The organism is Aquabacter sediminis, assembly GCF_028863665.1.
Taxonomy (GTDB): domain Bacteria; phylum Pseudomonadota; class Alphaproteobacteria; order Rhizobiales; family Xanthobacteraceae; genus L1I39.
Genome location: NZ_JARBFX010000002.1, coordinates 567,279 through 582,047, shown reverse-complemented (window position 1 = coordinate 582,047; position 14,769 = coordinate 567,279). Strand labels below are relative to the sequence as shown.

Sequence of the window (14,769 nt, the reverse complement as noted above, 5' to 3'; positions counted from 1 at the left end):
CGGCCGCACTCGCCCTAAAGAAGGGACGGGCCGAAACGGGAGAACCTGTCGGCCCGTGGAGCGTTTAGGGCGAGAGCCAGAAGGGGCACCTGTGGAACCGTTCGTGCTTGCCCATCTTTCCGATCCGCATCTCGGCCCCATCCCGGAGGCGCGCTTGTCCGAGCTTCTCGGCAAGCGCTTCTTCGGAATGATGAACTGGATCGGTGCGCGGCGTCGGAATTTCGGCGCGGCAACGCTGACTCCGCTCCTGAACGACCTTTTGGCCCAGGGGGCAGACCATATCGCGGTCACCGGAGACCTCGTGAATGTGAGCCTGCCGGCGGAGTTCGACACCGGCGCCACCTTCCTGTCCTCCCTCGGTGACCCGCACGATGTGACAGTCATCCCCGGAAACCACGACACCTATGTTCGCTCCGCCTTGACCTATCATCTGGAGCATTGGGCGCCCTTTCTCTCCGGCGACGACACCCATCCTCACACGCCGCTGGACGTGGACGCCTTTCCCTTCGTCCGCCGGCGCGGGCCGGTGGCCCTCATTGGCGTCTCTACGGCCATCCCCACGGCCGCTTTCCTGGCGAGCGGAAAGGTGGGACGCCAACAGCGCGAGCGGCTCCGGGTCCAATTGCGGAAACTGAAGGAAGAGGGCCTGTTCCGGGTCGTGCTGATCCACCATCCCCCCGTGGGGGAGCGCGCCTTTCACCGGGACTTGCGGGATGCGTCAGCCGTGCGCGACGTGCTGGCGGACGCGGGGGCGGAGCTGGTGCTGCACGGCCACGACCATCGGGCGTCCATCGGCAGAATTGCGACGGCGGAGCGCGATATTCCGGTCATTGGCGTACCATCGGCATCCGCGGGACCGGAGGACGGCAGGGGACCGGGGCGCTATAATCTCTACCGGGTCTCGGGCACCCCTGGCGACTGGGCCTGCACCATGGAAAGCCGGGGCTATGAAGCCGGCGATGTTCACGTGCGTCCGAGAGAAACCCATCGGCTTTTCTAGGGAGTGAGGGCGCACGCTGCATCGTGCAGTCCGGCGGCGACGGTGTGTGCCTGCAAAGGCATCCATTTTGGAAGTAATTTGTCAAATGTGGTGAAAATTCGCCTGTTTGTATCCGAATGTAATTTTCGGTGACTTAGCGTTATCGCAAAATGAATAAATATCCGCACGGCTGAGCTTGCGAAAAATTACATATCTTTAAGTTGAAGCCCGGTTCCGTGGGCTTCATCCTCATCCCATCATCATCGGAGGATGAGACATGAAGAAGGCCATCATTGCCGCCACCACCGCTGCACTCCTGGCAGGTTCGGTCGCCACCTATGCGGCCAATCCCGGCCCCGGCCCGGCCGGAGGTCCAGCGGGCGGGCCGCCGGCTGCTGGAGAACAGGCGCAGGACCAGGGGCGCTGGAAGCCCAGTCCCGCCGACCGTGCGGCCTTGACCGATGCCCGCATCGCCGCCCTGAAGACCGGCCTCAAGCTGACCCCGGATCAGGAAAAGCTCTGGCCTGCCGTGGAGGACGCTCTGCGCGCCACCGCTGCGGATGTCTCCGCCCGCCGCGCGGAGATGCAGAAAGCCCGTGCTGACAATGCCCGGCCCGATCCCATCGAGCGCCTTCGGCTTCAGGCGGACATGATGACGTCGCGCGCCGGCGACCTGAAGAAGATCGCGGACGCCGCAGAGCCGCTCTACAAGACCCTGGACGACGGGCAGAAGCATCGCCTGCAGATCCTGCTGCGCGAGGACCTTCTGAAGGGGCCCTTCATGCACCACGGCCCCGGCCAGGGTCCGGGGGGTCCGCGTCGCGGCTGACCTGGCCCGTTAAGGATGGCCCGCCGCCTTCGGGAGGCGGGCCATTTTCCATGTCTGGCCCCTGTGCCGGTGGGTTCCGTGCGATGCGGCAACCAGGTGCCGACGCTGGGCAGGTCTGTATGCAAAAACAGGCATACATGAGAATTCGTCATGCATAACGTGACGAAGATTGATTTTTTACAGCGGCTTCACGTGCCTTATGGTGGTCGGGAAAAGAGGGGAATCCCTCGCCCGAGGTCACGTTCATGAATTCCGCTTCCTCTTCTCGCGCACCCGTGGCGCGCGCGTCCACGTGGCTGATCGTAGTCGCCGGCTGCCTGATCGCCATGCTCACATTTGGCCCCCGCTCAGCGTCCGGCTTTTTCCTGCTGCCCATGTCCAGCCAGTTCGGCTGGGGCCGGGACGTGTTTGGCCTCGCCCTGGCCCTGCAGAACCTGCTCTGGGGACTCGGCTCTCCCTTTGCCGGCGCAATCGCGGATCGGTTCGGCACCGTCAAGGTGCTGTGCGCCGGCGCCATCGTCTATGCCGGTGGCCTGGCGCTCATGTCCATGGCCATCACGCCGGGCCTTCTGCACCTGAGCGCGGGCGTGATGGTGGGCTTCGGCCTATCCGCCTGTTCCTTCAATCTCGTGCTCGCGGCCTTTGGCAAGCTCCTGCCGGAGCGTTGGCGCTCCCTGGGCTTTGGCGCGGGCACGGCGGCCGGCTCCTTCGGCCAGTTCCTCTTCCCCCCGCTGGCGACAGGGCTGATCGGCTCGGTGGGATGGCAGGAGACCTTGGTCATCTTTGCCGTCATCCTGCTGCTGGTCATTCCGCTCTCCTTCGCGCTGGCCACACGGGGGTCAGCCACGCCCTCCGCCGCCAGTGCGCCGGCCCAATCGCTGGGTGCCGCTCTGAGCGAGGCCTTCGGTCATCCCAGCTATGTCTTCCTGGTGCTTGGCTTCTTCACCTGCGGGTTCCAGCTGGCCTTCGTGACCGTGCATATGCCGGCCTATCTCGCCGACAATGGCATCACGCCGGCGGTGGGCGGCACGACACTGGCCCTGATCGGCCTATTCAACATTGTCGGGTCCATCGGAGCGGGGGCGCTCGCCTCGCGCTTTTCCCGCAAGTGGATGCTCGCCTTCATCTATGCCGCACGCGGCGTGGCCATTGCGATCTTCGTCCTGGCGCCCATTTCGCCCATGAGCTGCTTTGTTTTCGGTGCGGCGATCGGGTTGCTGTGGCTGTCGACGGTCCCGCCGACGTCCGGGCTCGTCATGCTCATGTTCGGCACCCGTTATATGGCGATGCTCTACGGCTTCGCCTTCTTCAGCCACCAGGTGGGCGGCTTCCTGGGCGTCTATCTCGGTGGCATCCTGTACGAGATGACGGGGTCCTATGCGGTGGTCTGGTGGCTCTCCGTGGCCCTGTCCTTCGCCTCCGCCGCCATCAACTTGCCGATCCGCGAACGTCCTGTGGTGCGCCCGGCGATGGCCGCGGTGTGATGTGCGCCCTGCCTGTGGCGCGACAGATGCGCCACAGGCTTCGACGAAAGCGACCTGCGAGCGACCCGCGCGCTCTCCTTCGTCTTGCCCGCGAGGAGCCTCTGTTGCATCGTATTTGTTAACCAAGGCGCTGTATCACGGTGTCACAACCATCGTTCCACGGTCCCCATGCGAAGCACACTCCTTGCGGCAGCCGGAATCGCCTTCTTCGGGATGGGGGCGGCCCACGCGCAGTCACTCAATCCCGACCAGGCAAAGGCGTTCGTCGTCGGGCGAACCTTCACCTTCACCTGCTTCGAGGGGACGACCGGTGCCGGCCGCATCTTCTCTGACGGCTCGGTGGCGGGGACCATCACCATGCGCTCCCAGGGGCAGACGCGTTTCGTCCGGCTGCCGCCCAATTCCGTTCGGGTGCGGGGGGAGAATGTGTGCGGCTTCGTCGAAGGCATGACCTTCGAGCCATGCTTCGAGGTGGTGAAGACCAGCGCTTCCACATTCCGCGGCAACCTGGCCGGTGTCGAAACCATGTGGTGCGAGTTTACGCGCCTCGGGTCCGACGCGCCCAAGGTGGCCAGCCGCCGCAAGCCGCGGGCCAGTGAGGCTGTGGCGCAGGACACCTCGGCAGAATAGCGCGCGCCGGGCGCACGGCGTCATTCGCCCGACGTCCCTCCAGGGATCTCTTCGCGCCCTTCGATCAGTCCGCGCCGCCGGGAGAGTTCACGGGCCATATGGTCCATGAAGGAGCGCACCCGGGCCGTGCCCTTGATGTCGGGGTGCGTCACGAGCCACAGACTCGCCTCCATGTCAGGCAGGGGGCCGGCGAGGCGCGAGAGGCCCGGCGTCGCCGCGCCGATGAAGCAGGGGAGCAGGGCAAGGCCGATCCCCGCTGCAGCCGCCTCCGCAAGTCCAAGCACCGAATTAACCTTGTAGACCACCCGGTCCTCGCCCGCCCGCTCCCGCAGCCATTTGGCGGCGCGCAGCGAGGCCAGGTTGTCCGAGAATCCCACCCAATCGTGACGGCGCAAGTCCGCCGGGTCGAATGCACCACCTTCCAACGCGTCCAGGCGCCCATAAAGGCCCCACGCGATTCCGGCGATGCGCCGGCCAACCAGCGTATCTCCGGGTCGATCGCTCGCCCGAATGGCGACATCTGCATCTCGCTTGGACAGGCTCAGAGACTGGTTGGACACCACCACTTCCAGCCGGATCTCGGGAAAGGCCCTTCGGAATGACGCAAAGACAGGCGTCATCAGGTGGATCAGAAGCGTATCGTTGGTGGTGACCCGCAACTCGCCGGACGGACGCAGGTCCCGGCCGGTGATATGGCGCTCCACGGTCAGGATATCCTCGGCCATCTTGTCGGCCAGGCGCACCATCTCCTCCCCGGTGGCGGTCGGCACATAGCCGCTCCGCGCGCGCTCGAAAATGCGGGTGCCGAGCGTCGATTCCAGAGTGCCGAGGCGGCGGAATACCGTGGAATGGTTAATTCCCAGGACGTCCGCTGCCCCCGCAAGGGAGCGGGTGGTAGCGATCGCCTGGACCAGGCGGAAGTCGTCCCATGCGATCATGATTTGCAGGCCTGCAATGCTGCTCGGCAAAGATGGCAAAACTTATTGCAACAGCGCGCAGTGGGCAAGGGCGAGCGGTGTTATTTTCGCCCTTTGGTGGGACGCGAGGGGCCAGACGGGGGCTTTTGACCGGATGGAGACAACTCCGATCCTTGAGCCTTCCTTTTCGCGCGCGGGCGTACGCCATTCCCCCATTGTGGAAAGAAGCCCGCTCCAAACTGGACGCAACTCCCGCGCGGATCGCCCCGTGCAGCCGGTTGCAGTGCGGTAAAAAACCACCCTTGCGCCGGCCACGCGATCGCGGAAACGCTCTCGCGCCGTCTTTTCAAGACCTTCTCAGCACCGCGCATCAATCCGAGTGTGTATGTCTCTCGATCGGGCCTGTGCTCAGCGCGGGAGGGAGGAAAGCTCGCGAGGCACGCTAGGAGGATGATCTGCAACCCACTCAATCATACGGGCCAAGCGGCATGAGAGACCCTCAGAGGGTCAGGGGATGACTAGAAAGCCGACGAAATGACGAGGGCTTTGTATTTCATTTCTCAAGTATTGGACGAAGATGAACGGCTATTAACAAAGGACGTGAGACTCGCTGTCCTCTTTCGACTGTCCCATGGGAAGCGAGATCCCGCCCCCAGAAGGTATGCAAGTAGCCGGCTGTCGACAGGGGGTGGTATTAAACGCAGCAGATCCAATTAAAGGCATTTTCCCCGGTAAAATAGCACCATTATTGCGTCTTTTTAAGCGATCGACGGATTGACGCAATGCACTAAAATCAACATAAACTTGGTCCGTAACGGATGGATTGAAGGGGGATGGGGTGGCCGACTCGGGAGATGCGCGCGTGTCGGAGTTGAGCGTAGAGGCAGGCCTCTACGTGATCCGCTACGTGTCCGCTCCGTCGTCCGGTCAGGCGCCGGTGGTTCAGATTGAACCCGACTGGCGATCTTCCGGTTCCCTTGAAGTCGTGTCCGATCCGCGTCTGCGGAGTGGTTTTTTGACCGGGCCGGGGTCTGCCCTTGTGGTTCGGTCGACGGGAGAGGGGCGCCTCGTGATGACGGCGCGTCCTCGTGTTCCGGGTGGTTCTGTGGAGGCGCGTCTCCAACTGGAGCCGCTGGTCACATTGCCGGGCGCAGGCGGGGCTGAAGATCCTGTTGTGCGTGGACGTCCGGCGGTGCCATCGGCGCCGTTGGCTGACGAGGGGCTTGCGATTGCAGGTCATCTCTCGCGTCGGGGGGATGTGAAGGTCGGATCGGGTCAATGGCTCGGCGGACCGCGGCAGCCCCTTCCGATCGAAGGATTGCAGATTTCGCGCCTGCCGCGCGGGGTCGATCTTGAATACCAGGTGTTGGTCGGGACTCGTCCAGCGCAATGGTCTCCCTGGGTGCGCGCTGGCGAGTTCGCCGGGTCTCGGGGCCGTGCTTTGCCGCTTCTCGGTGTCCGGCTTCGGCTCGGTGGAGAGGCGGCGGCGCGCATCAGGGCGGAAGCTTTGTTCCTCGGGGCGCCGGTGGTGTCCCGGACAGGACGGCAAGTGGAATTTATCGGTGTGTCCGAGCGGGATCCCCTCGTGGGCCTGTCTCTTGCCATCGATGTCGCCGAGGACGCGGGGCGAGTTGAGCCTCGGCGTGTGGCTCCGGAGGGAGCTGGTCGCGTGAGAGTATTTCGGGCGGGTGCTCTCTGATTTTTAACTGGTTGCGGCGCCCGAAAGCGGGCGAGGGTGAGGGGTTGTCATGGCTCTATATGATCTGACGAGCACGCAGCTCACCGAGGGTGATGCTGGTTTCGCTGGTTTGACGGCGCTCGGGATGTCTGCTGAAGAGCAGTCTGAGATCATCGCGGCTCTGGAGGCTGCGGGTGTCTACAATCCGGCCCAGCCGGATGCGTTGGCGACGCTGAATATCAAGAATCCGGCACTCAAAAACGACACGACGGCGATCAATTCCTATCAGGGCGACACCGAAGTCGATGCCCTGATCTACACGAACCTGAATGGTGTGGTTGTCAACGTCGTCAATGACGGCCCGGGCGGCGGCATTGTCGCTGGCAGCAACGGCAATGACTACATTGCCAGCTATGGCGCGGACAACATCATCATCGGCGGCGCGGGTGCCGACACGGTGGTGGCTGGAAACGTCGGGGATCTGGCGTCCACCTTCGCCGAAGATGCCCGTGGCAATACGGTGTATGGTGGCGAGGGGAACGACCTCGTGGCCTCCGTGGCCTCCCAGCTTGCGTTCAATCCGGCCACCAATGCGGGGGACTTCAACGTCCTCCACGGCGACGCCGGAAATGACGATGTCTACACCTTCTATTCCGGCAGCATTGTCTACGGTGATGCCGGAAACGATACCGTGAGTGCTGCCTCCGTGGTCAATGCAGGCCAGGCGGCGGGCGACACGCTCTACGGTGGTGATGGCGATGACGTCCTGCGGGGCGCCAACGGCCTGACCTGGCACGTCATCAATGGCGCAACGGTGTCTGGCGGCGCGATCATTTATGGCGATGCCGGCAACGATACCTACGAGGGCCAGTATTTCGGCTACGACACCGTTTATGGTGGCGATGGCAACGACACGTTGGGCGCGTCCTTTGGCAGCAATGTGCTCTATGGCGATGCCGGTGTTGATTACATTCTGGGCGGCATCGATACGACCGCCGGCATGGTCGACACCCTCTATGGCGGTGATGGCGCGGATACCCTGGTGAGCCGCACGACCCATGCGGTCATGTATGGCGGGACAGGCGCTGACAGCATCGCTGGTGCGAGCGGCGCCGACACCATCTATGGCGGCGACGGCAACGACGTTCTTTGGGTCTCCTTCGGCAACAACGTCATTTATGGTGACGCCGGTGTCGACGAGATCATTGGCAGCGCGTCCGTAGGCGGGATTGACACGATTTACGGTGGCGACGGCGACGATGCTCTGGCGACCCGCGACGGTGTGGGCCTTGTTTACGGCGACGCTGGTAATGACCAGATTTCCGGCTTTAGCGGAGCGGATACGCTCTATGGTGGCCTCGGTGAGGACACCATGTGGACGGTTAACGGGTCCAACCTGCTTTATGGTGATGCCGGCGACGATGAAATGAAAGCCGGGCAGGACAGTGCTGGCGTCGACACCCTCTATGGCGGCGATGGTCAGGACTTCGTGTACACCCAGGTTGGCGGCACCAAGGGTCTGCTCTATGGCGGCGAGGGCAATGACAGAGTCGTTGGCGCGAGCGGCGCCGACACCCTGCATGGCGATGCCGGCAACGACCTGATGTGGGTCAATGGCGGCTCCAACCTGATGTATGGTGAGGACGGCGACGACACCATCTCCGCATCCGTCGGTTCGACCGGCGGTGGTATCGACACTATCTACGGTGGTGACGGGAACGACTCGATCAGCAACTTCGGTTCCGCGAACGAGATGTTGGCATATGGCGGTGCCGGTAATGACAGCATCATCGGCGGGACCGTCGGGTCGACCATGTCGGGCGGTGACGGCGACGACGAAATGTGGTCCACGGTTGCTGGCGACCATCTCATGTATGGCGACGCCGGAGTCGACGTGATGGCTGTGACGGGTGGAAGCAACACCCTCTATGGCGGAGAAGGCGCGGACAACTTCTTCATCAGGGCGGCTGGCGCGACCACCATGGATGGTGGTTCGGGAGACGACACCTTCACCGTCCTGGCGCAGGGCGGCTCCGGCTCCGTGGACGGCGGCGACGGTCAGGACGGGCTCTGGTTCAAGGCCTACTCCTTCGCCGACGTGCAGACGCATACGCTGGACGGCAGCGGTGTCACGACCATCACCTTCACGGACGGCTCTGTCTATACCGTCAGCAATGTGGAAGTGGGTGCTTTCGGCGACAACGGCGACACGGTCGACTTCAACAACTGGACGAGCTGATTTTAATGCCCCGGGGAGACCCGGGGCATTTCCTTTCGGGGTTTTGGATCAAGTCAGATGGATCCCGAATTTTATACGCGCCCTCTGGTGCTGTCCGGGTCCGTGGGGAGAAGGCGAATCTTCTCTCCTCAATCCTACCCCATCGGTCGAAACCGCCAGATTCTCCCTGTCGTTCACATGGAGGCGCTCGATCTGGCCGCGTGGTTTCCAGTGGTCTGGACACGCCTTCGCGGCCCTCTCGAACTGGTGGTGTTGCGTTCCCTGCTCCCGGAGGGGGCCGGCCACCCTTATGGGTCCCCTCAGGTCCCTTCGTCTCTTCCATTCATCCTCAAGGCCTATCCCTTGGTGGTCGATCCGGCGCAGGCGGGCGGCGATGTCCGGCTGGACGACGTGATTGCGGACGAGCCCACGGACGTGGGAGCCACCTTGCTGACCGAGCGCGGCCTGCCGAGCAAGGCGCTTGAGGAACGTATTTCGTACCTCCACCGGTTCACTTCGGCGCATGCGGTGACACTGCGGATGGGAGAACATCTGGCGGAGGCGGGCCTGCTCCAGACCTGGGATTTGCGTTTCCCCGATGACGTCGGGCTTGGTCCTTTTCCTGAGTTTCTCGTGGTGCGGCCAGAGGCTTATGAAACCGACGGCTTCATCAGTTTTGGCCGGGTGTTCGGTGCCGCGGGCCTGCGCCTTCTCAGCGCGCATGCCATTTCCCTTTACCGGGCCGCAATTTTGTATCAGCGTGCACGCCAGGATCTGTCGCGCACCGCGGCCGCCTGACGGGATCGATCAGTGAGTGCAGAGGAGCTTGGCTTTCGGCCACTGCGCAAGGACGAGCGGACCTCGTGGTCCAAGCCTTCCCATTTTTCCTTCCTCGACCAGATGGAGCGCGTTCCGCTCGCTGACAGCGAATTGCTCCAAACCTCCCATTACCTTCCAATTCTGATCGAGCGCCGCGGCGCTGTGTTGGATGTGGTCGCGGGCGTTGGGTCGTTTCTCCAGCGCCAGCCGCTTGTGGACCCGGAGCAGCGGTGGCTTCGGTTTTACATGCCGCTTTACCTGAAGTGCCTGCCCTTCACCCTCGATCTGCCCGTATTGTCCCCACAGGAGCAGTTGCGCATCGCCGTCAGCGACCGGCTGCTCCGTGAGGCCGAGGGGGATCTGAACGTCATGTTCGAGCCAAGCGGCGCACCCAGCCGGGCCCTTGCAGACACTGTCAAGATGCTCAAGCACCTGCAGAATGGCATTTGCAAGCTTCGGGAGGCGGCCGAGCTGCTTTACTTGGCAGATCTCCTGATGCCGATTGATGTCAGCTTCAAGCAAGGCGGAGACGTCCTCGTGGTGGACGCGGAGAAGCTGTCTGCGTTTTCCGCTGGCCGATGCGTTCCCCTGGTCCGTGGCGGCTTGCTGCCGAGCCAGCTCATGTTTGCGATGCTGTTCTCCCGCCGGATGCTCGCAGGAACCCTCGGCGTTTCTGTCCATCGTCCCGCACAGCAGGTGCACAAGCAGCAGGACGTCGCCGCGCCCGCCGCTCCCGACCCATTTTCCGCCTTGTTTTCAGGGCTTGAGAATCTCGATTTCGCCATGGATGAGAGTGATCTCGTTCCGATCGAACCTCTCAGCGAGGCGCGGGAGTGACGTTGCGTACCGTTCTCTTCATTCACAACAACTTTCCTGCCCAGTACCGGCATTTGGCGGCGACCTTGGCCATCCGGCCTGGCTACCAGGTGGTGGCCTTCGGATCGCCCACGGCGCGCGCCATCCCGGGGGTGAAGCTGCTTCGTTACCCCTGGTCGGGACAGCCGGAAAGCGAGGGCCACAGCTTCGGACGCCGATTCAACTCCGAGTGCCGCCGTGCCGAGGAGATCATGTATCTGGCGACCGAGTTGCAGGCCGAGGGTGTGGAGCCAGACGTCATTTTCGTTCATCCCGGTTGGGGAGAGGGGTTGCCTTTGCGGCCGCTATTCCCCAACGCAAAGATCATAGCCTTTTGTGAGTTCTATTATCACCCGGTTGGGAAGGACGTTGGGTTCGACGAGGAGTTCCTGCGCTTCGGACTGGATGGTCAGATCCGCGTCCACTTGCGCAATGCCACCATGGCGATGGCTCTGGCGGACGCGGACCTCGGGATTGCCCCGACCGAGTGGCAGCGCAGCCTGTTCCCGCCGATCTTCCAGGCCAATATCGAGGTGGTCCACGACGGTATTGATGTGGATCAGGTGCGACCCAATCCTGACGCCACCTTGACTTTGCCGGATGGCAGGACGGTGAGAGCCGGGGACAAGGTCATCACCTATGTGGCGCGCAACCTGGAGCCCTACCGCGGCTTCCATGTCTTCATGCGGGCCCTGCCTCGGGTCCTTTCTGCCCATCCCGACGCCCAGGTGGTCATTGTGGGCGGGACGGACGTGTCCTATGGCGCGCGCCCGGAAGATGGAAGCAGCTGGCGGGATGTCTTCGTTCGGGAAGTCGAGGGAGCCGCGGATATGTCCCGCGTGCATTTCCTGGGGGTCGTTCCGCGTCCCACCTTCCTGGACGTCCTGCAGGTCTCAGCCGCGCATGTGTACCTCACCTATCCCTTCGTTCTGTCGTGGTCCCTCACCGAGGCGATGGCGGCCGAGTGCCTGATCATCGGCTCGGACACCCCCCCGGTGCGCGAGGCGATTGCCCACGGCCAGACCGGGCTGCTCGTTCCCTTTTTCCAGCCGGACCTATTGGCCGACACCATCATCCGCGCGCTCGATCGCCCCGATCTCTTCTGGCACATGAAGCGTGCCGCCCGCGAGGTGGTTCTGCGGCGGTATTCAGTTGGCAAATGTGTGGCGCGCCAGATTGAATTGATGGACTCTCTTTTGAGCTCCGCCTGAACGAGAACGAGGTCATTCTCGTTCTGCAGCAAGCTGTGCATGTGATAATGTCGCAGTGCGGCAAGCCGCTTTTCTCCCGCTTGGACTTCACGCATGAAACAATTCAACTCTCCGACCCTACTGGCGATCCGCGATCTGGCGCCAGCATATGGAGGGTTGTTGGCGCTGAGCTCGGTTCTCCCGATTCTGTTTTTGGCGGGGCCGTTTTATGGTTGGCAGATTGTCCGGCGCGTCCTGCACAGCCATAATGTGAATACGATGATGGTGCTTGCCCTCATCTGCACGTTCTTGCTGGTTACCGCGGTCCTTATTGACTATGTGCGCACGAAGGCATTGCAGCGCCTTGGTATACAGATTGATGTTCGTCTGAGTAAGAAATTGTTTGATAGTCTTTATAAAGAGGATGCGGGATCACGTGTATCTGCAAGTAGTTTGCAAGATCTGAATTTTGTAAGGGAGTTTTTGTCTGGTGGTGTGATGATGGCGTTAATGGATGCCATATGGTCGCCGCTTCTTATCTTGGTTCTTTTCCTAGTGCATTGGGTGTTTGGCGTTGTTGCGTTCGTCGTTTTGGCGTTGATTGGCGGGTTGATTTTTCTGGAGCAAGCTGTTGTTGCGAAGGACAGTATCCGCTTCCGAGAGGCCAGCAGCGCAGAAGCGGCGTATGGAGCGTCGGCTTCGCGCATGCTTGAGCCCGCGCGGGCCATGGGGATGCTCCCTGCCATTCGTGCCAGATGGAGCCGCCTTCATATGGCAATGCTTGGGTGGCGATACGAAGCACATCGGCGGGCAGATGTCATTGTTGCCACTTCGCGCTTCGTACACCTCATGATTTATATTGTCCTCATATCAACCGCTGCGCTTTTGTTTTTTGAAGGAGAGATTGGGAGTAGTGGGGTGCTCATTACGGTGATGGTACTTCTCAGGGCCACCGGCCCTATTGAGGGCCTGATCCGGAATTGGGAGCGAATTTCCGCATTCGGCCCGGCCAGAGAGCGTCTGGATGCGGTGATATCCGGGCAGGACTATGTGGAGCGCATGTCGCTTCCGGCGCCCAGCGGTCCCCTGGTCGTTTCGCGCCTGTGGGGTGCTGCGCCAAACTCCGAGAAGGTCATCATCAACGATGTCTCGTTCACGGTGACCCCCGGGCGCGTGCTTGCTGTTGTGGGACCAAGCGGGGCCGGCAAATCCTGCCTTGCCCGTTTGCTCGTGAACATTTGGACGCCCAGGCGAGGTTCCGTGACCCTCGGCGACAGCGACTTCACGCATTGGAACCCGGATGAGCTCGGGCGCTTCGTGGGCTATGTTCCGCAGGACATTGAGTTCATGCCGGGTACGGTGGCGGAGAACATCGCGCGCCTCGACGCCGACAATGCGCAACGATCCGATCTGATCGTGGCCGCCGCTGAGTTGGCGGGCGTTCAGGATGTGGTACGAAACCTTCCTGACGGCTATAACACCCGCATCGGTGGCAATGGTGTGGTATTGTCCGGTGGTCAGAGACAGCGCCTGGCGCTTGCTCGGGCTGTGTTTGGAGACCCCCATCTCATTGTGATGGACGAGCCAAATGCCCACCTGGATGCGGGGGGAGAAAAGGCGCTCGGCGAGGCAATCTTGCGGTTGCGGTCCCAAGGAAAAGTGGTGGTCATCATCACGCATCGCATGAGCCTTTTGGCTTTCTGTGACGATCTTCTGGTGCTCAATGGAGGGGCCGTGCAGGCCTTCGGGGAGCGCGACCAGATCGTCAATCGTCTTCCCCGCTTGAAGGCACAACCCAATCTCACCGTCATTGGTGGGCATGCTGAAGGGCGTGAGTGATGAAAGAAGATCCGCTGCTTGAGCATGCACCGATCGCGCCAGGCGACTGGAAGTCCACACTCTCCTATGGCTATGCCATCATGGTGTTTGCCGTTGTGGTGACCTTCACTTGGTCGGCGATTGCCAGGATCGACGGCGCGGTGACAGCGTCCAGCATCGTTGCGGTATCATCAAACCGGAAGGAGATCCAGCACCTGGAAGGGGGGATCGTGCGCGAGATTCTCGTGCGCGATGGGAGCATTGTGAACAAGGGCGACGTCCTGCTGCGCCTTGATCCGACGCGCAGCATGGCGGCTGCGGAGACCTATGAGAAGCAGTTGGCCCAGGCGCAGGCACAAGAGGCGCGGCTTGAGGCTCAACGCTCTCTCGCGAAGCAGGTGACGTTTCCCGAGAGCGTCATGAAGCTGGCTTCCGATCCCCAGGTGGCCTCTGCCATCAGCGACAACAGGCGCCAATTCGATAGCCGCCTCGCCACGCTGCAGAGTTCGCTGGACGTGATAGATGCCCAGCTTGCACAGGCTCAAAAGCAGATCGAGCAGGCAGCCATTACCAAGAAAACGTCGGAAGACCAGATCCTCACCGTGAAAAGCGAATTGGAAGGCGTGATGACCCTCTACAAGAAGGGCTTTGTTGCCTTGCCGCGTGTAACGGCCTTGCAACGCCAGGAATCGGGTCTGCAGGGTGCCATTGATGGCGCGATCGTTTCCATCGCTCAGGCGCAGGATAAGGTCAATGAGCTGACAGCCAGCGCAGATCAGCTGCGGAAGACGTATGTACAAGAAGCGGCAGCCGCATTGCCGGATGTTCGCAAGACAATCGGCGACCTGACGCAGCAGATCATCGTAGCCAAAGACAGTTTGAGGCGGGTGGATATTACTGCCCCTGTCTCTGGTTCTGTCCAAAGCATGAAGGTGTTTACGATTGGTGGTGTGGTGCGTCCGGGGGATGTCATCATGGAAATCGTGCCATCTTCGGACGTTCTTGTGTTGCGGGCGAAGATCCTTCCTGATGATATTGACCGTGTTCGGGTTGGCCAGGAGGTTGACATCCAGTTGACCCAGTTTCGCGAATTCAGGAGCGAGATAATCAAGGGCACGCTGGAAACGCTATCGCACGACGTGATCGAGGATGTGAAAACGGGAGGCACCTATTATGCCGCTGAAGTTTCGGTGGATCGATCATCTATCCCGCCGGAAATTCGCGACCGCATCATTCCTGGAATGCAGGCTGTTGTATTCATGCCGACGGGAGAGAGGACGGTTTTGCAGTTTTTAGTTGCACCAATTTTTGACCGTTTTTACTCATCCATGACTGAGCGATGACAGCTGGAA

At 61.8% G+C, this 14,769-nt stretch carries 11 protein-coding genes; 10 read left to right on the top strand and 1 reads right to left on the bottom strand.

Going from position 1 to position 14,769, the window contains the following annotated elements:
* The first annotated feature begins 103 nt into the window (after positions 1-103).
* From PV781_RS05665 to PV781_RS05650, 4 genes are all read left to right on the top strand, one after another.
* Positions 104-1,000 carry a metallophosphoesterase family protein gene (locus PV781_RS05665; RefSeq protein WP_274774638.1) on the top strand — a complete coding sequence of 299 codons (897 nt, stop codon included), beginning with the start codon at positions 104-106 and terminating at the stop codon, positions 998-1,000.
* A gap of 256 nt (positions 1,001-1,256) precedes the next feature.
* A complete protein-coding gene (locus PV781_RS05660) occupies positions 1,257-1,808 on the top strand; it encodes a Spy/CpxP family protein refolding chaperone (protein WP_274774637.1) in 552 nt (183 codons plus the stop codon).
* 245 nt (positions 1,809-2,053) lie between these two features.
* On the top strand, positions 2,054-3,292 hold the full coding sequence (locus tag PV781_RS05655; RefSeq protein ID WP_274774636.1) for an MFS transporter: 1,239 nt from the start codon (positions 2,054-2,056) through the stop codon (positions 3,290-3,292).
* Positions 3,293-3,460: 168 nt separating this feature from the next.
* Complete coding sequence (locus PV781_RS05650) at positions 3,461-3,922, top strand: hypothetical protein (RefSeq protein ID WP_274774635.1); 462 nt, start codon at positions 3,461-3,463, stop codon at positions 3,920-3,922.
* Between the two features lie 20 nt (positions 3,923-3,942).
* Here PV781_RS05650 and PV781_RS05645 read toward each other — a convergent pair whose 3' ends face one another.
* Complete coding sequence (locus PV781_RS05645; RefSeq protein ID WP_274774634.1) at positions 3,943-4,860, bottom strand: LysR family transcriptional regulator; 918 nt, start codon at positions 4,858-4,860, stop codon at positions 3,943-3,945.
* 1,727 nt (positions 4,861-6,587) lie between these two features.
* On the opposite strand from PV781_RS05645, the gene PV781_RS05640 reads away from it, so the two are divergent.
* The 6 genes from PV781_RS05640 to PV781_RS05615 all read left to right on the top strand — a co-directional run bounded on the left by PV781_RS05640 (position 6,588) and on the right by PV781_RS05615 (position 14,760).
* Positions 6,588-8,756 carry a calcium-binding protein gene (locus PV781_RS05640; protein ID WP_274774633.1) on the top strand — a complete coding sequence of 723 codons (2,169 nt, stop codon included), beginning with the start codon at positions 6,588-6,590 and terminating at the stop codon, positions 8,754-8,756.
* Positions 8,757-8,813: 57 nt separating this feature from the next.
* On the top strand, positions 8,814-9,533 hold the full coding sequence (locus PV781_RS05635) for a SapC family protein (protein WP_274774632.1): 720 nt from the start codon (positions 8,814-8,816) through the stop codon (positions 9,531-9,533).
* 12 nt (positions 9,534-9,545) lie between these two features.
* Positions 9,546-10,391: a SapC family protein gene (locus PV781_RS05630; RefSeq protein WP_274774631.1), complete on the top strand. Its 846-nt coding sequence runs from the start codon at positions 9,546-9,548 to the stop codon at positions 10,389-10,391.
* A complete protein-coding gene (locus PV781_RS05625) occupies positions 10,388-11,620 on the top strand; it encodes a glycosyltransferase family 4 protein (RefSeq protein ID WP_274774630.1) in 1,233 nt (410 codons plus the stop codon). Before PV781_RS05630 ends, PV781_RS05625 begins: the two co-directional genes overlap by 4 nt.
* 93 nt (positions 11,621-11,713) lie before the next feature.
* Positions 11,714-13,438, top strand: coding sequence for a type I secretion system permease/ATPase (locus tag PV781_RS05620; protein ID WP_274774629.1), 1,725 nt, complete (start codon positions 11,714-11,716; stop codon positions 13,436-13,438).
* The gene (locus tag PV781_RS05615) at positions 13,438-14,760 is read left to right on the top strand and encodes an HlyD family type I secretion periplasmic adaptor subunit (protein WP_274774687.1); all 1,323 of its coding nucleotides are present in this window, start codon (positions 13,438-13,440) and stop codon (positions 14,758-14,760) included. The genes PV781_RS05620 and PV781_RS05615 overlap by 1 nt, the downstream gene beginning before the upstream one ends.
* Positions 14,761-14,769: the final 9 nt, after the last annotated feature.